At 65.5% G+C, this 19,723-nt stretch carries 20 protein-coding genes; 7 read left to right on the top strand and 13 right to left on the bottom strand.

Annotation, left to right across the window (positions count from 1 at the left end; genetic code table 11):
• Nucleotides 1–84 precede the first annotated feature (84 nt).
• Nucleotides 85–483 carry a hypothetical protein gene (locus ACZ9AQ_RS06305; protein WP_429201882.1) on the top strand — a complete coding sequence of 133 codons (399 nt, stop codon included), beginning with the start codon at nucleotides 85–87 and terminating at the stop codon, nucleotides 481–483.
• Here ACZ9AQ_RS06305 and pnuC read toward each other — a convergent pair whose 3' ends face one another.
• Both pnuC and ACZ9AQ_RS06295 read right to left on the bottom strand, forming a co-directional pair.
• The gene (pnuC, locus tag ACZ9AQ_RS06300; protein ID WP_429202823.1) at nucleotides 484–1,068 is read right to left on the bottom strand and encodes a nicotinamide riboside transporter PnuC; all 585 of its coding nucleotides are present in this window, start codon (nucleotides 1,066–1,068) and stop codon (nucleotides 484–486) included.
• Between the two features lie 61 nt (nucleotides 1,069–1,129).
• Nucleotides 1,130–1,624 (bottom strand): pyridoxamine 5'-phosphate oxidase family protein, encoded by a 495-nt coding sequence (locus tag ACZ9AQ_RS06295; RefSeq protein WP_429201884.1) that lies wholly within the window; start codon nucleotides 1,622–1,624, stop codon nucleotides 1,130–1,132.
• A gap of 149 nt (nucleotides 1,625–1,773) precedes the next feature.
• Here ACZ9AQ_RS06295 and nadB point away from each other — a divergent pair, with 149 nt between their 5' ends.
• The 4 genes from nadB to ACZ9AQ_RS06275 all read left to right on the top strand — a co-directional run bounded on the left by nadB (nucleotide 1,774) and on the right by ACZ9AQ_RS06275 (nucleotide 6,326).
• Nucleotides 1,774–3,402, top strand: a complete 1,629-nt coding sequence (gene nadB, locus ACZ9AQ_RS06290) for an L-aspartate oxidase (RefSeq protein ID WP_429201886.1) — start codon at nucleotides 1,774–1,776, stop codon at nucleotides 3,400–3,402.
• Nucleotides 3,403–3,405: 3 nt separating this feature from the next.
• Nucleotides 3,406–4,311: a DMT family transporter gene (locus tag ACZ9AQ_RS06285; protein WP_429201888.1), complete on the top strand. Its 906-nt coding sequence runs from the start codon at nucleotides 3,406–3,408 to the stop codon at nucleotides 4,309–4,311.
• A gap of 90 nt (nucleotides 4,312–4,401) precedes the next feature.
• Entirely contained in the window at nucleotides 4,402–5,295 is an 894-nt protein-coding gene (locus tag ACZ9AQ_RS06280) for an NAD-dependent protein deacetylase (protein WP_429201890.1), read from the top strand.
• Nucleotides 5,292–6,326 (top strand): alpha/beta fold hydrolase, encoded by a 1,035-nt coding sequence (locus tag ACZ9AQ_RS06275; RefSeq protein ID WP_429201892.1) that lies wholly within the window; start codon nucleotides 5,292–5,294, stop codon nucleotides 6,324–6,326. Before ACZ9AQ_RS06280 ends, ACZ9AQ_RS06275 begins: the two co-directional genes overlap by 4 nt.
• Before the next feature lie 76 nt (nucleotides 6,327–6,402).
• Here the strand turns inward: ACZ9AQ_RS06275 and ACZ9AQ_RS06270 are convergent, their stop codons facing one another.
• The 11 genes from ACZ9AQ_RS06270 to queE all read right to left on the bottom strand — a co-directional run bounded on the left by ACZ9AQ_RS06270 (nucleotide 6,403) and on the right by queE (nucleotide 17,099).
• A complete protein-coding gene (locus ACZ9AQ_RS06270; RefSeq protein ID WP_429201893.1) occupies nucleotides 6,403–7,428 on the bottom strand; it encodes a hypothetical protein in 1,026 nt (341 codons plus the stop codon).
• The gene (locus ACZ9AQ_RS06265; protein ID WP_429201895.1) at nucleotides 7,418–9,085 is read right to left on the bottom strand and encodes an N-6 DNA methylase; all 1,668 of its coding nucleotides are present in this window, start codon (nucleotides 9,083–9,085) and stop codon (nucleotides 7,418–7,420) included. Before ACZ9AQ_RS06265 ends, ACZ9AQ_RS06270 begins: the two co-directional genes overlap by 11 nt.
• 195 nt (nucleotides 9,086–9,280) lie before the next feature.
• Entirely contained in the window at nucleotides 9,281–9,601 is a 321-nt protein-coding gene (locus ACZ9AQ_RS06260; RefSeq protein ID WP_429201896.1) for a hypothetical protein, read from the bottom strand.
• A 37-nt stretch (nucleotides 9,602–9,638) separates the two neighbouring features.
• Nucleotides 9,639–10,502, bottom strand: a complete 864-nt coding sequence (gene nadC / locus ACZ9AQ_RS06255) for a carboxylating nicotinate-nucleotide diphosphorylase (protein WP_429201898.1) — start codon at nucleotides 10,500–10,502, stop codon at nucleotides 9,639–9,641.
• Entirely contained in the window at nucleotides 10,499–11,647 is a 1,149-nt protein-coding gene (gene nadA, locus ACZ9AQ_RS06250; protein ID WP_429201900.1) for a quinolinate synthase NadA, read from the bottom strand. Before nadA ends, nadC begins: the two co-directional genes overlap by 4 nt.
• 70 nt (nucleotides 11,648–11,717) lie before the next feature.
• On the bottom strand, nucleotides 11,718–13,316 hold the full coding sequence (locus ACZ9AQ_RS06245; protein WP_429201901.1) for an ABC-F family ATPase: 1,599 nt from the start codon (nucleotides 13,314–13,316) through the stop codon (nucleotides 11,718–11,720).
• Between the two features lie 109 nt (nucleotides 13,317–13,425).
• Nucleotides 13,426–14,367 (bottom strand): LD-carboxypeptidase, encoded by a 942-nt coding sequence (locus tag ACZ9AQ_RS06240; protein WP_429201903.1) that lies wholly within the window; start codon nucleotides 14,365–14,367, stop codon nucleotides 13,426–13,428.
• Complete coding sequence (locus ACZ9AQ_RS06235) at nucleotides 14,364–15,293, bottom strand: alpha/beta fold hydrolase (RefSeq protein WP_429202824.1); 930 nt, start codon at nucleotides 15,291–15,293, stop codon at nucleotides 14,364–14,366. Before ACZ9AQ_RS06235 ends, ACZ9AQ_RS06240 begins: the two co-directional genes overlap by 4 nt.
• A 175-nt stretch (nucleotides 15,294–15,468) precedes the next feature.
• The gene (tadA, locus tag ACZ9AQ_RS06230; protein WP_429201905.1) at nucleotides 15,469–16,008 is read right to left on the bottom strand and encodes a tRNA adenosine(34) deaminase TadA; all 540 of its coding nucleotides are present in this window, start codon (nucleotides 16,006–16,008) and stop codon (nucleotides 15,469–15,471) included.
• Nucleotides 16,005–16,448: a 6-carboxytetrahydropterin synthase QueD gene (queD, locus tag ACZ9AQ_RS06225; protein ID WP_429201906.1), complete on the bottom strand. Its 444-nt coding sequence runs from the start codon at nucleotides 16,446–16,448 to the stop codon at nucleotides 16,005–16,007. The genes tadA and queD overlap by 4 nt, the downstream gene beginning before the upstream one ends.
• 15 nt (nucleotides 16,449–16,463) lie before the next feature.
• The gene (gene queE, locus ACZ9AQ_RS06220; protein WP_429201908.1) at nucleotides 16,464–17,099 is read right to left on the bottom strand and encodes a 7-carboxy-7-deazaguanine synthase; all 636 of its coding nucleotides are present in this window, start codon (nucleotides 17,097–17,099) and stop codon (nucleotides 16,464–16,466) included.
• A 174-nt stretch (nucleotides 17,100–17,273) separates the two neighbouring features.
• Here queE and ACZ9AQ_RS06215 point away from each other — a divergent pair, with 174 nt between their 5' ends.
• Together ACZ9AQ_RS06215 and ACZ9AQ_RS06210 are read left to right on the top strand one after the other, a co-directional pair.
• A complete protein-coding gene (locus tag ACZ9AQ_RS06215; RefSeq protein ID WP_429201910.1) occupies nucleotides 17,274–18,311 on the top strand; it encodes a sensor histidine kinase in 1,038 nt (345 codons plus the stop codon).
• 145 nt (nucleotides 18,312–18,456) lie between these two features.
• The gene (locus tag ACZ9AQ_RS06210) at nucleotides 18,457–19,431 is read left to right on the top strand and encodes a sensor domain-containing diguanylate cyclase (protein ID WP_429201912.1); all 975 of its coding nucleotides are present in this window, start codon (nucleotides 18,457–18,459) and stop codon (nucleotides 19,429–19,431) included.
• Nucleotides 19,432–19,723 lie beyond the last annotated feature (292 nt).

Raw genomic sequence — 19,723 nt, 5'->3', positions numbered from 1 at the left:
CACCACGCCGCCGCCCGCGCCGATACCCGCGCCCGGCGCGCCGCGCCAGAATGGCGTTATCCACTCACACGACAGGAGGCACAGATGATGCAGTCCCCACCATCGACCACGTCCGGCAACGACGACACCGTGACGGTCGGCGTCGGCGGCCAGACGAGCGGCCAGCAAGGGGCGAGCCCCAGCCACGAGAGCCAGGCCGAAACCGGCGGCAACGGCGGCCCGGGCCTTACCCGCAACCAGTCCGGTCCCTACGTCAACGCGCCGGACGGTACCGAAGGCGCCGTACCGGACACGGCCGCCACCAGTGTCGAGACGCTCGACGCCGCGCCGCGCACCGAGTCCGTGGACGCGACCATGACCCATGCCAATCCCGGCGCCCAGGACACCCGCGCCGGCCAGGCGGGGCCGCGGGAAACCGGGCTGGGAACACCCGAGACGGGCGGCAACCAGGACGCCCGGGACCTGCCGCCGGTCCAGCCCTGATCAGGTGCGCGCTGGCCCGGCGCCCGCCTGGCGCCGGGCCAGCCTGGTCCACCAGACCCAGGACACGATCGCATTGACCCAGAAGCACAGGTAGAGAAAGGCCGTGAGGTGCAGTCCGCGGCTGAAGTACAGCGGCACGGCGATGGTATTGACCAGCAGCCAGACCGGCCAGCTCTCGATGCGCCGCTGCATCATGAGGAGCTGGGCGATGACGCTGAACACCAGCACCGCCGAATCGGTGAATGGCGCGTAGGCGTTCGTATGGAAATGCAGCAAGGCGCCATAGGCGGCAGTGGCGGCGATTCCCGCCGGAATCATCCATGCCAGGCTGCGCCAGCCGGCGTGGGTGATCGGCAGCGGTGTCCCGTCACTGCCGCGCACCCAGCGCCGCCAGCCCAGCACGCCGGTGCCGACGAAAAATACCTGCAGCACGACGTCGGCGTAGAGCCGGTTCTGCGCGAACAGCACGCCGAACAGCGTGCAGCCGACGATGCCGGTCCACCAGGTATGGACGTTGTTGCGGCCGGCCAGCAGGATGGCGGCGGCCGTGAAGGCATTGGCCGCCAGTTCGAGCGGGCTGGTCATCATGTGCGCTCCAGAATGCGGGAGCGCTACTGTAAGGCACGTACGTGCCCTATTGCAAGAATTACAGTTTGATGGTGCCGTGCTGCCCGTCCAGGTCCGGCTGGGTGCCGGTCACGGCCGCCTTGGCCATGGCGAACAGGCGCACCATCTTGCTGTCGTTCGAATCCCAGTATTCGGCGGCGTGCGGGTCGACCCGCACCAGCACCGCGTGCTGGTCTTCCGGGCCGGCCGGGAACCAGGCCTGGACCATCGGATTCCAGCGGGCCTGGACTTGTGCGCGGTCGACCACCCGCTCGGCGCGGCCGCTGACCGAGACATAGGTGCTGTTCTCGTTGTCGGCGAAGCTGACGTTGACCTCGGGCTGGTGCGCGATGCTGTCCCACAGCTCGGTGGTCGAGTTCACGAAGAACCAGAGTCCGCCTTCGGCGTCGACGTCCTGTTTGGTCATCGGCTGGCTCACCAGGTGGTCGTAGCTGTCGCGAAAGGTGAACATGGCGAAGCGCAGCGAGCCGATCCGGTCGGCGAGCGCGGCTGCGTGGTGGCGGTCTGCGGTCATGGTGGGTCCTTGATGATGAGGTAAAGCCCCATCCTAGACGGCCGCGCCGCGTCGTTCGGTGCGCAGCCGTACGGTGGCGGCCTTCGGGAAGCCTGACGTCCACCCGCAAATGGCTTATAGTGATGCCTCTGTACAAATATGACATTGCCATGAAATTTGACGTCGCGATCGTCGGCAGCGGCCTGGCCGGCCTGTCCGTTGCGCTGCACCTGGCGCAGACCCGCAAGGTGGCCATCATTTCGAAGCGCGCGCTGCTCGATGGCGCCAGCAGCTGGGCCCAGGGCGGGATCGCCGCCGTGCTCGATTCGGGCGACAGCCACGACCAGCACATCGACGACACCCTGGTCGCGGGCGCCGGCCTGTGCGACGAGGGCGCCACCCGCTACATCGTCGAGCATGGCCGCGCCGCCATCGAATGGCTGATCGACCAGGGCGTGCCGTTCACCCGCGACGCCACGGCCGAACTGGGTTTCCACCTGACCCGCGAAGGCGGCCACAGCCAGCGCCGCATCATCCACGCCGCCGACGCCACCGGCCATGCGGTGCAGGCGACCCTGGAACAGAAGGTGCGCGCGCACCCGAACATCGCGCTGTTCGAGCAGCACGTGGCGATCGACGTCATTACGTCGGACAAGCTGGGCGCCGACGCCGTCCATGCGGGCGCGCCGGCGCTGGTCGGGCAGCCGCGCTGCCATGGCCTGTATGTGCAGGACATCGCGAGCGGCCAGGTGCTGACCTTCGAGGCCGGGCACACGGTGCTGGCCACCGGCGGCGCCGGCAAGGTCTACCTGTACACCACCAATCCCGACACCGCCACCGGCGACGGCATCGCCATGGCCTGGCGCGCCGGCTGCCGGGTGTCGAACATGGAGTTCATCCAGTTCCACCCGACCTGCCTCTACCACCCTTATGCCAAATCGTTCCTGATCACCGAGGCGATCCGCGGCGAAGGCGGATTGCTCAAGCTCCCGCGCGAAGCCGGGCAGCTTGCCGGGGCCCGCTTCATGCCGGCCCACGACGAGCGCGGCGAACTGGCGCCGCGCGACGTGGTCGCGCGCGCCATCGACTTCGAGATGAAAAAGCGCGGGCTGGACCACATGGACCTGGACATCAGCCACCAGGACCCGGACTTCCTGAAGGAACACTTCCCCACTATTCATGCGCGCTGCCTGGAACTGGGCATCGACATCACGCGCGAGCCGATTCCCGTGGTGCCGGCCGTGCACTTTACCTGCGGCGGCGTGGTCACCGACCTGGCCGGGCGCACCGACATTCCCGGCCTGTATGCGGTGGGCGAGACCGCCTGCACGGGCCTGCACGGCGCCAACCGCCTGGCCAGCAATTCGCTGCTGGAATGCGTGGTGGTGGGCCGCGCCTGCGCCGAGCACATCGCGGCGAGCGGCCCGGCACCGCAGCCGGCGCTGCCGGCCTGGGACGAAAGCCGCGTCACGAATGCCGACGAAGAAGTCGTCATCGCCCACAACTGGGACGAGCTGCGCCGCTTCATGTGGAATTACGTCGGCATCGTGCGCACCACCAAGCGCCTCGAGCGCGCGCAGCACCGCATCAAGCTGCTCAAGGAAGAGATCGACGAGTACTACCGCAACTTCCGCATCACGCCCGACTTGCTCGAGCTGCGCAACCTGGTCGAGGTGGCGCACCTGATCGTCAAGAGCGCGCTGTCGCGCCACGAAAGCCGCGGCCTGCATTATTCGCGCGACTTCCCCGACACGCTGCCGAAGGCGCTGCCCAGCGTCCTGACGCCGCGCCGCCACTGACCGATGGCGACGCCCGGCTATCGGCTGACCCCGGCCACCGCCCTGCTCCTGACCGTCCCGCCGCTGCTGTGGGCCGGCAACGCCATCGTCGGACGTCTCGTGCGCGACGCGGTGCCACCGATGACGCTCAACCTGATCCGCTGGTCGATCGCGCTCGCCATCCTGCTCCCGCTGGGGCGCGCCGCCCTGCGCGACGGCAGCGGCGTGCTGGCCAACTGGAAGCGCTACAGCATGCTCGGCCTGCTGGGCGTCGGCCTCTACAACTCGCTGCAATACCTGGCGCTGCAAAGCTCGTCCCCGATCAACGTGACCCTGGTCGCCTCCGGCGTGCCGGTGTGGATGCTGCTGGTCGGGCGGCTGTTCTTCGGTGTCCCGGTCAAGCGCAAGCAGGTCGTGGGGGCGGTGCTGTCGATCGCCGGCGTGCTGGTCGTGATGTGCCGCGGCTCGCTGGCCGAGCTGGCGGCGCTGCGGCTGGTGGCGGGCGACGTGTACATGATCCTGGCCACCATCGCCTGGGCCTTCTACAGCTGGCTCCTGATGCAGCAAAAGGACGTACCGGCGCTGCGCGCGGACTGGGCCGCCTTCCTGCTGGCCCAGGTCGGGTTCGGCGTGCTGTGGTCGGGCGCGCTGGCCGGCGGCGAATGGGCGATCCGGGACGTGCACATCGCCTGGAGCTGGCCGCTCGCCGCCGCCCTGCTGTACGTGGCGATCGGCCCGGCCATCATCGCCATGCGCTGCTGGGGCGCCGGCGTGCAGCGCGCCGGGCCGAGCCTGGGCGCCTTCTTCATCAACCTGACGCCGCTGTTTACCGCGCTGTTCTCGTCGGCGTTCCTGGGCGAGGCGCCGCACCTGTATCACGTGGTGGCGTTCGGCATGATCGTCGGCGGGATCGCGGTCTCGGCAAGATGAGCGGCCTGACGGTCGGAATCGTGTGTGGGCGTCCCGATCGCTGATGGTACGATCCCATGCATGGGGGGCGGTATCGGAGGAAGAAACGGCATGGCGGAAGGGCTCAGCATTCACGACGGCGTCGAGGCGTTGGCCACGTTCCTGGCAAGGCGCCCGCGCACCCTGGTCCTGACCGGCGCCGGGCTGTCGACCGCCTCCGGCATTCCCGATTACCGCGACCGCGACGGCGTGCGCCGCGGCCGCCTGCCGATCCAGGGGCCGGAATTCCGGCGCGACGTGGCGATCCAGCGCCGCTACTGGGCGCGCAGCATGGTCGGCTGGCCGCTGCTGGCGCGCGCCAGGCCCAATGACGGGCACCGGGCGCTGGCCGCCCTCGAGGCGGCCGGCAAGCTCGGTTTCATCCTGACCCAGAACGTCGACGGCCTGCACCAGCAGGCCGGCAGCCACGCGCTGCTCGAATTGCACGGCAATATCCACCACGTGACCTGCCTCGCCTGCCATGCGCGCTTCCCGCGCGCTTTCGTGCAGACCCAGCTCGAATTCGCCAACCCGTCCCTGCTGCAGGCGATGGCCACGCCCCTGCCCGACGGCGACGCCGCGCTCGATCCCGACGCCGTCACCGGCGTCGCCATTCCCGCCTGCGTCCATTGCGGCGGGGTGCTGATGCCCGACGTCGTCTTCTTCGGCGATAACGTGCCGCCCAGCCGCACTGCCTGCGCCCTGGCCCAGATGGAGGCGGCCGACGCGTTGCTGGTGGTCGGCTCGTCGCTGATGGTGTATTCCGGTTTTCGTTTTTGCCGGCTGGCGCAGGCGGCCGGCAAGCCGATCGCCGCCATCAACCTCGGCCGCACCCGCGCCGACGACATGCTGGCGCTCAAGCTCGAAGCCTCGGCCGAACAGATCCTGCCGCAGGTGGCGCGACTGCTGGACGCCGACCGGCCGGCGCCGCCATCCGACCCCATCGACCATAGGGGGACCATGTGAAATCGCAACTTCACGGCGCAAACTCCGGCCGCCGTTTGTCGACCGGAGCGGCGCTGGCCGGCATTGGCCTACTGGCCTCGTGGCTGTTCGTGCGCGCCAAAACCCGGCGCGCCGAGCAGGCGCATCCTCCCGCCGGCCGCTTCATCACGGTCGACGGCGTGCGCCTGCATTACCTGGAACGCGGAACGGGGCCGGTGCTCGTGCTTTTGCACGGCAATGGCGTCGACGCCACCGACTGGGAGCGTAGCGGCCTGCTGGACGCCGCCGCCGAGCATTACCGGGTGATCGCCTTCGACCGCCCCGGCTTTGGCTACAGCGAGCGGCCGCGCACCACGGTCTGGACGCCCGACCGGCAGGCGCACCTGCTGCACCACGCCCTGCAGGAACTGGGCGTGGACAGCGCCATCGTCGCCGGCCATTCCTGGGGCACGCTGGTGGCACTCTGCATGGGACTGCAGGTGCCGGACTTCGTGCGGGGACTGGTGCTGGTGTCGGGCTACTATTACCCGAGCCTGCGGATGGACGTGATGGTGGGCGCGCCGCCGGCCCTGCCGCTGGTGGGCGATGCGCTGCGCTACACGGTGGCGCCGCTGGCCGGAAGGCTGATCTGGCCGGCCGCCGCGGGCTGCGCGTTCGCGCCGCTGCCGGTCTCGGAGCGCTTTCGCGCCATGTCGCCGTGGATGGTGTTGCGGCCCGCCCAGCTGCGGGCAAACGCCGCCGATGCGAGCCTGCTGGTGCCGGCCGCCATGTCGCTGGCGCGCCGGTATGGACGGCTGAAGGTGCCGGTGCAGATCCTGTCCGGCACCCAGGACGGCGTCTGCGATTGCGCCCGCAACGCCGAGCGTCTGCACGCCGCGCTGCGCCACAGCGAACTGGCGCTGACGCCCGGGGTGGGCCATATGCTGCACTACGCCGAACCGGGCAAGGTGCTGGCCGCGATCGACGCGATCGCATCCCAAGCCGGCGTGCCGGCGCACCTGCCTACCGCACGCGAGAATGCGGCCGCGGCAGCCGGCGAAAGCGGCGTTTGAATTCACCACACAATAGATTGCCGAAAATAGCTATAACTGGCTAGCGAAGGAAATCCAGTAACGTTTTGAGTTGCAGCTAAACGAGCGTGGGAGAGGAACGTCGTCGACGGGCCTCCTGATGCATATTTACGGGGGTGGCCGCTAGAACGCGCGAAGTCATCGCAGCAAGGAAGCGACCAGGTCCGAGCACTGCTGGAGTCTGCTCCCGAAGCACTGTCACTGTAGGAAGCTGATCGATCTGACGATCAAGTGTTGAATCAGGTATGGGTTCGGGAACCTCTTCTTCCTGATCTGCATCTCCACCGGGCTCCGGCACGCCTTTAGCAGGGATTTCTTCTCCTGGGTTCGCTATAGCGACATTATCTGCATATTCCATCAAAACAAGGCACGTTGCGTGATATGCATCGTCTTCGAGACCTAGTTTGGCTAGCAAATCAAATAACCATTCGGCTACATTATACTCTTTTTGGAGAATATCCGACCGGAGACCGAATACAAAGCCGAGGGCAGCCAACGGATGTCTCAGGCGCAGGTTTTTTGCATCACCGTAAGACTCTTCCACACGATTAGGGGCATTTTTTCCATAGGACGAATCCATCCGCTTGGTCGAGATTAACAGCTCTGGTCCTGTAGCCCAGTCTGTCATGGTGACATCAACTTGTTTAAGATAGTTCTTGCCAAGGATAGATGCACTCGACGAAGTAACACCAGGAATTGATGGCTTGCTGTTCACGTAATTCATTACCGCCGCACGAACAGCTTTGTCTTTGGATTTCATCAGCGCCGCTACTGGCCCCGGTAAAATTCGCGGGGGTAGAGGTCGTGGCCAAATTTGATCCGAATCAAATCCTGCCCGCCGTAACTCATAGCTCAACCATACATCGAGTGCAAGGGCTGGAACACCCGACTGAGTTTCTGCTCTCAAATAGAGAGGTACTCCAAGTAGTTTTTCCAGAGTCTGGTAGTCGGGCTCAAAAAAAAGCTGGCCATCTGCCGCTTTAAACCATGGGTTACTATGTTCGCCATTCGGTGCTGCGTGGTCGACAATCTGGTCAAATAGTACCCAAGCCTTAGCTTTTGTAGTTGGTAGTTTAGCGGCCACTTGCCCCCCTCATAGTACGGCGCATGGCAAGGTCCTGCCGGGCTTGCCGAATACACTTGATAGTTGCCGTTGAAAGGCCACTGAATTCTGTAAGAATAATCCTATCTACGACAGTCACAGCCTCCATCAGTTTACCGTAATTCAGCAATGCGGTGACCTCTTCCTTGACAGAAAGGAGCGAATTGGCGCTTCCCGAGATTAAAGCTGGCGAGGGCATTGCCCATACGTCTGCCTCCTTAGGTTCGATTTTTAGAATTCCTCCGCCATAAGCCCGGCCCACCATCTCCGCGTGTAGAAGCGTCACTGAGTTGACGCTTGCAAGAGGTAAAAGATCCCGCCCAATTTCACGGTATTTCGTATCAAGATAGACTCCGTGGACTGAGTTGAGGTGATGTGCACCAGCCTCATTTGCAGTAAGCCGCGGAGTGTCTGCATTCATACAAGTCAACAGCAGATCAGCAGGCGGGACAATCGGCACTCGAAACCAGCTTTTGCGGATTCGACACTTGTACGCTGTATCAACTCCCGTGCGATGCCCATCGTCGATATATGCAGCTGCATTGAGCGAGGGCGGATCGCTCGGGTAAAACAAATAGACGGCTTGGCCCTCTTTCCCCAATTTTGAGAGCGCTGCCTTCGAAAGCGTCAGTCCCCGTAAATGAGAGCTTCCAGGCGGAGAGAGATGCAGCAATTCTTTAGGTTTTAGTCCAAGTTCTTTAACTCGTTGAGGCGAAAGCGTAAAATATTTATTGTTGCCAGTGACGATTCCGAGAGTGGTATCTCCCCACGTTTCTAGTTCGGTGAAAAGTTCCTTACTCAGAAGCTTATCTAGCGACTTAACAGCCCTCGGATCGACGAGGCTGCTCGTCCATTTATCCGCCGGATCCGCAGGCTTCCAAGTTAGACCGACGTCTAAGGATGCGAGCTTGTCGGCATTCTTTGCCTGCCGAATTGTGGCGTGATCTGCTGGACCATCTAGGTAACCGTCCGCTAGCAATAGCACAACGTCTGCCTCTGCCTCAGAAAAGACCTGTTCGTCAAAGAGTACAAGTTGCACTTCTCGGAAGCGAGCGAAAAGAAAACGACGAACCGGGGCTGCATAGTTCACCGAGAGTAATTCTGCAGGTAAAACAAGTGCTAATCGACCGCCTTGCTTCAAGAACATTGCAGAGTGAACTGTAAACGCTGCCCAACTGGATGCAAGACCGGTTAACGACACGCCCCCTCGGAGTGCTGCCTCACGCGATCGTGCGCGGGATTCACCGGAGAAGTCCTGATAGCGGATATACGGAGGATTGCCAATGACAGTATCATAGATTGGCCTTGGCTCGATCGCGAAAAAATCGCTGTGACACATTCGTGCCTGACCGCCAGCGTCTTGCACTCGCTGGCGAGCAATCTCCATGCTGTGAGCATGAATCTCGACACCGTCTACCGTAGGTCGCGTCTTACGATCCTCGGATAAGTCGCGCAGACGATTTACTGCGGCGATCAGGAACGCCGCATCACCCGCAGCTGGCTCCAGAACCATATCACACGATGCGCGTATGGCCCAGTTAGCTATAAATTCGGTAATATTTTTGGGCGTAAAGAATGCGCCACGCTCCTTGCGTAGAGCGGGCGTGTCGTCCGGGTCAATTAAGCTTGCTACGGTCACTTGCTATCCTGAGAAACAGCTTCGCCGAACGAGATTCGTTGTCTCTGCCCGGTCCTTCTGATGTGTGAACTTGAAGTCAGTTTATGGCTTGGCGATCCAATTGTATAGCGCACTCAGCGGCAGAGTTCCGGTACCAAAGTTCAGTTGCTTTGGCGATTCCGCGGGCAATATCACAACTTCATAGGATAGTGGATGTCAGCTATTCCCCAGCTTGATCGCCAGGCCGGCGATCAAGCTCGCCGCCATCCCAATCGACAGCAGGCCATGCAGGCCGGTCGAGCCGATCGATGATTCGGCCGCCGCGTCATCGCGCTTGAGCGCCATCGCGCGGCCCAGCACCACCGGGCGCAGGAAGCCGCGGATGCCGACCAGCAGCATGCCGATACCGAAGAACAGTTCGCCCTTCATGCCATACATGATGCCGTCGAGGAGCTGGGGCACGCCCAGCAGCAGGCCGAAGCCGAGCCAGAACAGGCGAAAGCCGAGCGAACGTTTCAACTTGTCGGAAGTCGTCATGAAGATCCTGTAAAAATAATTGTTCGGTCCAGTGCGATCAGACGATGCGCAACGAGTAATCGGTCGCGCGCACGTCCTTGGTCAGGCTGCCGACCGAGATGCGGTCGACGCCGGTCTCGGCGATCGCGCGCACCGTTTCCATATTGACGCCGCCCGACGCTTCCAGCAGCGCGCGGCCGGCATTCACCTTGACCGCTTCCACCATGCGCGCCAGGTCGAAATTGTCGAGCAGGACCGACTTGGCGCCGGCGGCCAGTGCCTCTTCGAGCTGGGCGATGGTCTCGACCTCGATCTGCACCGGCGCGCCGGAATCCAGGCTGGCCGCCGCCTGCAGCGCGGCGGTCACGCCGCCGGCCGCCGCGATATGGTTTTCCTTGATCAGGATGCCGTCATACAGCGCCATGCGCTGGTTCTTGCCGCCGCCGACGCGCACCGCGTATTTTTGCGCCAGGCGCAGGCCCGGCAAGGTCTTGCGGGTGTCGAGGATCGCGGCATCGGTGCCGGCGATGACGTCCACGTAGCGCCGGGTGGCGCTCGCCACGCCCGACAGCAGCTGCAAGAAGTTCAGCGCGCCGCGCTCGGCGGTGAGGAGCGAGCGCGGATTGGCGCGGATCGTGCACACCGTCGAGTCAGGCGGCATGAGGTCGCCTTCGGCATAGTGCCAGTCGATCTCGGTGTCCTGGTCGACCGCCAGCATCAGGCCTTCGAACCACGGCGCGCCGCACAGCACGGCCGCTTCGCGCACGATGACGCGCGCCGTCACCTGGGTATCGCTTGGTACCAGCTTGCCGGTCAGGTCGCCGGCGCCGACGTCTTCCAGCAGCGCGGCCAGGATGTTCTGCTCGAAGGCGGCCTGCAGCTTGTCGTCGAACTGGGCGTGGGGGTTGTTCAGTGTGCTCATGCGGGCCCTACCCCCGAGAACATCGGGGCATTGTTTTCCAGTTTGCCGGTCGGCAGCGCCTTGGTGCGCCTGGCGGCGGCGAAGTCGAGCATGCGGTCGATGGCGCGCTTGGCCTGCAGGCCGACGGCCGGGTCGACGTGGATCTCGTTCGCGCCCGACTCCATGTTCGCCAGCGCATCGGCGACATTCCGCAGGCCGTTCATCGCCATCCACGGGCAGTGCGCGCAGCTCTTGCAGGTTGCGCTGTTGCCGGCGGTCGGCGCCTCGATGAAGGTTTTGCCGGGGGCCGCCATCCGCATCTTGTGCAGGATGCCGTTGTCGGTGGCGACGATGAAATGCGTCGCGTCCATGGTCTGGGCCGCGGTGATCAGCTGGGTGGTCGAGCCGACCGCGTCGGCCAGGGCCACCACGTTGGCGGGCGACTCCGGGTGCACCAGTACTTTGGCATGCGGGTACTCGGCTTTCAGCAGGTCGAGTTCGACGCCCTTGAACTCGTCGTGCACCAGGCACGAGCCCTGCCACAGCAGCATGTCGGCGCCGGTCTTGGCCTGGATCCAGGAACCCAGGTGGCGGTCGGGCGCCCACAGGATCTTCTTGCCCTGGGCGTGCAGCTCGGCCACGATGTCCAGGCCGATCGACGAGGTGACCATCCAGTCGGCGCGCGCCTTCACGGCGGCGCTGGTGTTGGCGTACACGACGACGGTGCGGTCCGGATGCTGGTCGCAGAAGGCCGCGAATTCGTCGGCCGGGCAGCCCAGGTCGAGCGAGCAGGTCGCGTCGAGGTCGGGCATCAGGATGGTTTTCTCGGGGCTGAGGATCTTGGCGGTCTCGCCCATGAAGCGCACGCCGGCCACCACCAGGGTGTGGGCCGGATGGTCGCGGCCGAAGCGCGCCATCTCCAGCGAATCCGAGACGCAGCCGCCGGTCTCCTCGGCCAGGTCTTGCAGGTCGGCGTCCACGTAGTAGTGGGCCACCAGCACGGCGCCCTTCTCTTTCAGCAGGCGCCGGATGCGCTCCTTCAGTTCGGCGCGCTCGGCCAGGTCGGGCGCGCTCGGCACTTTCGCCCAGGCCTCGGCGGTACAGGCCATGCCGGCCTGGGGCCGGTCGTATTCGTAGGTCTTGATGGGTACTGTCACGGTATTCATGCTCGCGCGTCTCCTCGCGTTGGCGGGGACCAGCCCCGCCTCGTCCTTCAAACCGATGCCTGCGCGACGGTCAGTCGATGCCCTGGCTGCGCAGGTATTCCTCGTAATTGCCCGGGAAGTCGACCACGTCGTTCTCGCGGATCTCGATCACGCGGGTGGCCAGCGACGACACGAACTCGCGGTCGTGCGACACGAAGATCAGGGTGCCGGCGTACTTGTCGAGCGCGATGTTCAGCGATTCGATCGATTCCATGTCCATGTGGTTGGTCGGTTCGTCCAGCAACAGCACGTTGTGGCGGCCCAGCATCAGCTTGCCGTACATCATGCGGCCCTTTTCGCCACCCGACAGCACCTTGACCGACTTCTTGACTTCGTCGCCGCCAAACAGCAGGCGGCCCAGGATCGAGCGCACGGCCTGGTCGTCGTCGCCCTCTTGCGTCCACTTGCCCATCCAGTCGGTGAGCGTTTCGCCGCTGGCGAATTCCTCGGTCGGATCCTGCGGCATGTAGCCCGGATTGGCGTTCTCGGCCCATTTCACGCGGCCGGTGTCCGGCTGCAGGCCGCACAGGTCGCCGCCGATCGCGCGCAGCAGCGTGGTCTTGCCGGCGCCGTTGGCGCCGATGATCGCGATGCGCTCGCCGGCCTCGACCATGATCGAGAAATTCTTGAACAACTGGCGCTCGTAGGCCTTCGAGATGTTCTCGGCTTCCACCGCCAGGCGGTGCAGCTTCTTCTCGCCTTCGAAGCGCACGAACGGATAGGCGCGCGAAGAAGGCTTGAACTCCTCGATCTTGATCTTGTCGATCTGCTTGGCGCGCGAGGTCGCCTGGCGCGCCTTCGATTTGTTGGCCGAGAAGCGGCGCACGAAGTCCTGCAGCTCGGCCACTTTTTCCTTGGCCTTGGCGTTGTTCGCCAGCTGCTGGTTGCGCGCCTGGGTCGAGGCCAGCATGTAGTCGTCGTAGTTGCCCGGATAGACCTTCAGGGTGCCGTAGTCCATGTCGGCCACGTGGGTGCAGACCTGGTTCAGGAAGTGACGATCGTGGGAAATGATGATCATGGTGGAGTTACGCTCGTTGAGCATGTTTTCCAGCCAGCGGATCGTGTTGATGTCCAGGTTGTTGGTCGGTTCGTCGAGCAGCAGGATGTCCGGATTCGAGAACAGGGCCTGGGCCAGCAGCACGCGCAGCTTCCAGCCCGGCGCCACGGCGCTCATCGGCCCCTGGTGCAGCTCGGTGCCGATTTCCAGGCCCAGCAGCAGTTCGCCGGCGCGCGCCTCGGCCGAGTAGCCGTCGTATTCGGCCACTTTGCCTTCGAGCTCGGCCGCTTTCATGTAGTCGTCGTCGGTCGCGTCCGGGTTGGCGTAGATCGCATCGCGTTCGGCGATCGCGTTCCACAGCTCGGTGTGGCCCATCATGACCACGTCCAGCACGCGCACGTCTTCATAGGCGAACTGGTCCTGGCGCAGCTTGCCCAGGCGCTCGCCCGGATCGAGGCTGACGTTGCCGGCGGACGGCTCGAGGTCGCCGCCCAGGATCTTCATGAAGGTCGACTTGCCGCAGCCGTTGGCGCCGATCAGGCCATAACGGTTGCCCTCGCCAAATTTAACGGAAATGTTCTCGAACAGCGGCTTCGCGCCGAATTGCATCGTGATATTGGCTGTGGATAGCACTGTATTACCCCAAAAAGCATATTTGATTAACCGGCTATTTTACCATTCCGCGCCCTGGCGGGCGAATCAGGCTGGTTTCCCGACAGTGGCGCAGACCGTGACGCGCGGCTCAAACCCGGCGCAAGGTCGGATAGTCGGACAGGGTCAGGCGGAATCCGTCGGCATCGGACACCAGGCGGCCCTGGGCGCCGAACGGGATGGTGACCCGGCGCTCGATGTGGCCGAACGAGAGGCCCGTCACCACCGGCAGCGGCAGGGTCTGGCGCAGGTAGGACAGCATGGCGTCGAAATCGTAGCCGTTGTCGAGCGGCCCCAGGCGATAACCCGAAAAGTCGCCCAGTACCACGGCGCGCTGGCGTTCCAGCACGCCGGCCTGCATCAGTTGCAGCAGCAGGCGCTCGATCCGGTACGGGTGTTCGGCGATATCCTCGAGCCACAGGATGCCGCCGTCGATGCGCGGAAAGTATGGCGTGCCGACCATTGCGCCGATCATGGCCAGGTTGCCGCCCCAGACGGTGCCGCGCACGTCGAGCGCCGGATTGCCGGCGACACATTCGGTGATGGTATGGGTGGGGCCGGCCAGGCAGGCGAAAAAGTCGTCGAGCGTAAATGCAACCGACTCCGCGACCGCCCCCGCGACCGACTCCGGCGCGCCGAAGTCGCCCGCGATCATCGGGCCGGCGTAGCTCAGGCCGCCCGCCTTTGCCATCAGGCCCATGTGCAGGGCGGTCAGATCGGAAAAGCCGACCACGATCTTGCCGCTGGCGGCGATCGCCTCGAAATCGATGCGCGGCAGCAGGCGGCTGATGCCATAGCCGCCGCGCAGGGCGATGACGAGGTGCACGTCCGGGTCGGCCACGGCCGCGTGGAGCTGCGCCAGGCGCGCCTCGTCGGTGGCGCCGAAGCGCTGGTGCCTGCAGCTGTGGTCGTAGTAATTACGCACCACGAAGCCCTGCTTCTCGAGGCGCACAATGGCGCGCTCGAGTGCGTCTGGCTCGGCAATGCAGCCGGCTGGCGCCACGATGGCGATGCCGGGACGGGAGGTGATCACTGTTTGACGAAAAGCCGGGGTGTTGAGTTTGGCAACATCTTACCCCGAGCATGGGAGTCGATCAAGGCAAGGATGCGCTCGACCAGCTGGGGCGGCAAATCGTGGCCCATTCCTTCGATGATCTCGAGCCGCGCGCCCTCGATGCGGCGCGCGACGTCCTGCCCGCAGGCCGCGGGCAGCAACGGATCGGCGGCGCCGTGGATGACGAGGGTCGGCGCCGCGATCGCCGGCAGCAGCGCGCTGCGGTCGCCGGCGGCAAGCAGCGCCAGCATCTGGCGCGCACTCCCGCCGGGGCAATAGCAGCGCCGCATCGAGCGCGTGACGCGCTTGCGCAGCTGCCGGTCCGGGGTCGGATAGGACGGGCTGCCAAGCAGCCGCAGCTGGCCGACCGCGTGGTTGATGAGGCTGTCGAGATCGGCCGGGTCGGCGGGACCGCTGGCCAGCGCCTTGCGCACGGTCGCGCTCGGTCCGGGCAGCGCCCGCCGGCCGCTGGTGGACATGATGGAGGTCAGGGTCAAGAGCCGCTGCGGGTGACGCGCGGCCAGCTGTTGGGCGACCATGCCGCCCAGCGCCGAGACGCCCACCAGGTGGGCCCGCGCCACGCCCAGCGCCGACAGCACGCCGAGGGCGTCGGCCGCCATGTCGTCGATGCCGTAGGGTGAGCGCGGCGGCCAGCCGAGGGCGGCCTTGACGCGCGCCAGCGCGAGATTCGGCGTGCCGGCCTGCTCGAACTTGGTCGACAGGCCGCTGTCGCGGTGGTCGAAACGGATCACGTAAAAGCCGAGCTCGACCAGGCCTTCGACGAATTCGTCGGGCCAGTTGGTCAGCTGCATGCCGAGGCCATGGATCAGGAGCAGCGGCGCGGCTTTCGCGTCGCCCGCGGTGTCGAAGGCGATGCGCAGACCATTGGCGTGGAGGGTAGGCATGACGGCGTTCAGGAGCGCGTGGGTGGCGCCAGCCTGGCGCCGATGCTGTTCGTGGTTCACATCCCTATGGTCGGACGGCGGTGCCGTCATCGCGACTTGAAAACAGCATAGCAGCTAATTGGCGCGCATGGCGCTTCGCCTGCTGGAATGGCGCGATTGCCCGCCCGGCCTGCCCTTACTCTAGGCTCTTAGCCGGCTTGCGCGCGGCGTTGCGGCGCTCCACGAAGAAGGCCTTGAGCAAGGCGCTCGCCTCCTCGGCCATGACGCCGCCGACCACCTCGGTGTGGTGGTTCAGCCGGTCTTCGGCGAACAGATCGACGACCGAGCCGCAGGCGCCGGTCTTGGGGTCGAGCGCCGCGTACACGACCCTGGCCAGGCGCGCATGCATCATCGCCCCCGAGCACATGATGCAGGGTTCCAGGGTCACGTACAGCTCGCAACCGGGCAGCCGGTAATTGCCCAGCTTGTCGGCCGCCGCCCGCAGGGCGACGATCTCGGCGTGGGCGGTCGGGTCGTGGCCGCTGATCGGCTGGTTGAAGCCGGTTGCGATGACCTCGCCGTCCTTGACCACGACCGCGCCGACCGGCACCTCGCCCCGCTCCCACGCCAGCCGCGCCTGGGCCAGCGCCAGCGCCATGTAGCGCCCGGCCTCGGCCGGCGCCGCGCTCGCGGCCGACACTTCCTGCGCGGCCTGGAAGGTCGACTCCGGCGTCATTGCGTGATCTCGGCCCAGCAGTTCGGGGTTTCGTGCAGCACCAGCTTGTGCAGGCGCAGCCCCGTGCCGTAGCGGTCGATGAACACGGCCTTCAGGATGTCGAACGCCACCTGGGCCAGGTTTTCGACGGTTGGAATGCGGTCGATCACGATCGTCTTGTGGTCCGGCAGCGATGCCAGGAAGTCACGTACCTTGTCATCTTTTTCGTACACGATGAAGGCATGATCCCACACATCGACCAGATGCTGCTTTGCCAGCGCCTTGACGTCGGAAAAATCCATGATCATGCCATTGTCGGAATTGCCATCGGAATCGATGACTTGGCCCGTCAGGGTAATCTCAAGGGTATAGCGGTGCCCGTGCAGGTTGCGGCACTGGCTCTTGTGGTCGGGAATCCGGTGTCCGGCATCGAATTCGAGCTTGCGGGTAATGGTCAACATGCTGCGTGTGGATCGTTAAGGAATCTGAAGAAGTTTATGGGTCTGGAGGCTGAGCTTCCATTTTGGATTGGCGCGGCAGGTCTCGATCGCCAGCCGGATGTTGCGCGCGGCCAGCGGGCCGTCCATCGCCTGCACGTAGAAGTGCTCGAAGTCGAGCCCCTCATAGGCGGCCAGGTCTTGCCCGAGCTGCGGAATGACGACCTTGATCTCGCTGCCCTTGTGCACCACCAGCGTCGAGCCCATCTTGGGGCTGACGCAGATCCAGTCCACGCCTTCGGGCACCGGCAGGGTGCCGTTGGTTTCGATGGCGATGGTGAAGCCGCGCGCATGCATGGCGTCGATCAGGGGGCGGTCGAGCTGCAGGAGCGGTTCGCCGCCGGTGAACACCACGTATTTGCTGGCTGGATGAGCGGCTGGCCACAGGCCGTCGATCTCGGCTGCCAGCAGGTCAGCGTCCCTGAACTTGCCGCCGCGCTCGCCGTCGGTGCCGACGAAATCGGTGTCGCAGAACTGGCACACGGCGCTCGCACGGTCGGCTTCGCGCCCGGTCCAGAGGTTGCAGCCGGAGAACCGACAGAACACGGCCGGCCGTCCCGCATGCGCGCCCTCGCCCTGCAAGGTATAGAAGATCTCTTTGATGCTGTAAGTCACGGTAAGCCTCTCGTCAACCTTCCATTATAACGCGCCGAGCGGCGCGCCGCTGAGGGGTTGCCTGGGTTCCACAAAAACCGGGTGCGGATTGGGTGTTTGAGAAGAAACAAGATTCCACCAGCTGCTCGGCGGTATGGTCCTACGGAATGTTCCGAATCCGTTAAGAGGCTACCCATGAAAAAGTCATCGGTTCTCCTAGCATCCCTCGCTTTCGTTTCCCACCGCGCCGTGGCCAGCGAAGCGCATGCGCTGGTGCCGCTGCCGTGGCGCGGCGCGGCGCCGGAAGTGCTGGCCTGCGTCATGGTCACGCTGGCGGCCCTGGTGCTGGCCTACATCGGCCTGCGCCGCAGCGTCGTCACCGACGAACGGGCGCGCGCGCTGCAGGACCAGCTCACGGCCGAGCGCGAGGCGCGCTGCCAGTCCGAGCAAGCGCTGGCCGACAACCACGACCTGCTGTGCCGACTGGTGCGCCAGTCCGACGGCGCGCGCGCAGGCGCAGGCGAGCAGACCCGGATCGGATCCGAATTGCAGGCCGAGCTTGGCCGACGCCTGTCGAGCTTGCGCAATGAGATGGCGAGTCTGCGCGAGTGCGCCGAGGCGACGCCCGCCCCGGTGCTATTGACTCACCTCGACCGCGTGCTGGGCGGCATCGACGGCGCGATCCATGCACTGCGCGCCGTCGGCGGCGGCCTGCGCGGCGGCGCGCATTCGGGCGACGGCCTGCGCCAGGCGCTGGAGCGCTGCCTGGCCGAGCATGCTCACCGCCACGGCCTGGGCTACCGCTTCGAGGCCGGCGTCGATCCAAGTTCGCGCGCCGGCCAGGACCGGGCGGCGCGCCTGGCCGTGTTCCGCGTGCTGCAGGACGTGCTGGCCGGCGCCGCGCGCGGGGCCGGCAATGCGGGTGTCGCACAGCGCGGGCCGGAAAGCGAACTCAGGGTGCGGCTGCTCGAAGGCGCCAGCACGCTCGGCCTCGAGATCGACGGCTGCGCCGGCACGGTGGACGACGTATCCGCCCTGCCCGTCGATCTGGTCGAGCAGATCCGCGCCATGGGCGGCGTGCTGCGGATCGCCGTCAGCGCCGGGCGGCGCGCCCGCTGGACGCTCTCGCTGCCGGTGCGCGCTGCGGCGCCAGATCCGGTGCGCGCTCCGGTGCGCGACCCGCTGCCCGATCCGGCGCCCGGCCTGCCCGCATTCACCCCGAAGGCCGCCTGACCGCTCAGCGTTGCAAAATGCCCCCTCGCCATTGTCCTTGCTTAAAATCAATGGCCCGAACAGGCGCAGGTTGCAGAATCGGTCCCTGGCGGCACCACATTGATTGCCGCTCTTCGACACCGCAACCATTCGCAGAGGACGGCTCATGAGCGCACCCAGCACCGGCACAGGCCCGACAGCCCTGGTCCAGGACGTCGCATTCGTGGGGCAGTTGATGGAAAGCCTGTCGGTGCCGGTATTCGTGCTGGACACCGATGCCCGCGTCATGATCTGGAACCGCGCCTGCGAGCAGCTGACCGGCGTGCCGGCGCCGGAAGTGCTCGGCACCGGCGACCATTGGCGCAGTTTCTACGACATCCAGCGTCCCACCCTGGCCGACATGGTGCTCAAGGGCCGGCGCGACGAGCCCCGGCCCACCATTGGCGCGGACGGCCGTTGTCCTGCTGCGCTGTCGATCGAAACCTGGTGCGACATGCCGCGCGCCGGCCGGCGCCGCTACCTGGCGGCCGACGCCAGCCCGATCTTCGATGCCAGCGGCCAGTTGTCGGCGGTGGTCGAGACCCTGCGCGATCTCACCGACGCCAAGATGGCGCAGCTCGCGCTCGAGCAACTGGCCACGCGCGACGGCTTGACGGGCCTGGCCAACCGGCGCTGCTTCGACGACACCCTGCATGCGGAATGGGCGCGCGCGCTCAGCCAGATGCAGCCGCTGTCGCTGCTGATGGTGGACGTCGACAACTTCAAGGCCTACAACGATGCCCATGGCCACCTGGGCGGCGACGAATGCCTGAAACGGGTGGCGCGCGCGGTGGCCAGCGAAATGCGGGCCAACGACCTGGTGGCGCGCTACGGCGGCGAGGAATTCGCCGTGATCCTGCCCAACCAGTCGCTGAAAGGCGCCGCCATCGTGGCCGAGCGCATCCGCTGCCGGGTCGAGCAGTTGCAGCTGCCATGCCGCTTCGCCGCCGGCCACGTGACGGTGTCGATCGGCGCCGCCACCGCCATTGCCGGGCCCGACAACCATGCCAGCCAGCTGGTCGCGATCGCCGACGCCGCCCTGTACCGCGCCAAGCACCTGGGACGCAACCGCATCAGCCTGCCGATGACGGAAGCGGCGTAAACACGGGAAGTTCCACAGCCCCGGCACCGGGGCGAGCGACGCGTTCGCGCCGGTCGAATACGACGCCAACAGGCCGCGGGCCTTGCTGAACGAGGACAGAGAGATCGGCGCGACGAAGCTGAACATCAAGCCGCAGGCGCTGACGATCGCGCCGGCGGCGCAGGTGTGAGGGATACAGGTCAGGTCCTGACCAGATATGTAGGCCTGAAAACGTCGCCCCCGCGGGAGGCGGGACCCAAGGCAAGCTTGCAGCACTGGTCCTGTCCAGTTTGCTGCACCGCTGGCTAACTTG

This window comes from Massilia sp. UYP34, from assembly GCF_056279385.1.
This window is presented reverse-complemented; position numbering and strand designations above follow the sequence as displayed.

What these genes read in the sequence shown, in the direction of transcription:
- ACZ9AQ_RS06305 (WP_429201882.1), top strand. Translation starts at nt 85, where the DNA reads ATGATGCAGTCCCCACCATCGACCACGTCCGGCAACGACGACACCGTG.
- pnuC (WP_429202823.1), bottom strand. Translation starts at nt 1,068, where the DNA reads ATGACCAGCCCGCTCGAACTGGCGGCCAATGCCTTCACGGCCGCCGCC.
- ACZ9AQ_RS06295 (WP_429201884.1), bottom strand. Translation starts at nt 1,624, where the DNA reads ATGACCGCAGACCGCCACCACGCAGCCGCGCTCGCCGACCGGATCGGC.
- nadB (WP_429201886.1), top strand. Translation starts at nt 1,774, where the DNA reads ATGAAATTTGACGTCGCGATCGTCGGCAGCGGCCTGGCCGGCCTGTCC.
- ACZ9AQ_RS06285 (WP_429201888.1), top strand. Translation starts at nt 3,406, where the DNA reads ATGGCGACGCCCGGCTATCGGCTGACCCCGGCCACCGCCCTGCTCCTG.
- ACZ9AQ_RS06280 (WP_429201890.1), top strand. Translation starts at nt 4,402, where the DNA reads ATGGCGGAAGGGCTCAGCATTCACGACGGCGTCGAGGCGTTGGCCACG.
- ACZ9AQ_RS06260 (WP_429201896.1), bottom strand. Translation starts at nt 9,601, where the DNA reads ATGACGACTTCCGACAAGTTGAAACGTTCGCTCGGCTTTCGCCTGTTC.
- nadC (WP_429201898.1), bottom strand. Translation starts at nt 10,502, where the DNA reads ATGAGCACACTGAACAACCCCCACGCCCAGTTCGACGACAAGCTGCAG.
- nadA (WP_429201900.1), bottom strand. Translation starts at nt 11,647, where the DNA reads ATGAATACCGTGACAGTACCCATCAAGACCTACGAATACGACCGGCCC.
- ACZ9AQ_RS06235 (WP_429202824.1), bottom strand. Translation starts at nt 15,293, where the DNA reads ATGCCTACCCTCCACGCCAATGGTCTGCGCATCGCCTTCGACACCGCG.
- tadA (WP_429201905.1), bottom strand. Translation starts at nt 16,008, where the DNA reads ATGACGCCGGAGTCGACCTTCCAGGCCGCGCAGGAAGTGTCGGCCGCG.
- queD (WP_429201906.1), bottom strand. Translation starts at nt 16,448, where the DNA reads ATGTTGACCATTACCCGCAAGCTCGAATTCGATGCCGGACACCGGATT.
- ACZ9AQ_RS06215 (WP_429201910.1), top strand. Translation starts at nt 17,274, where the DNA reads ATGAAAAAGTCATCGGTTCTCCTAGCATCCCTCGCTTTCGTTTCCCAC.
- ACZ9AQ_RS06210 (WP_429201912.1), top strand. Translation starts at nt 18,457, where the DNA reads ATGAGCGCACCCAGCACCGGCACAGGCCCGACAGCCCTGGTCCAGGAC.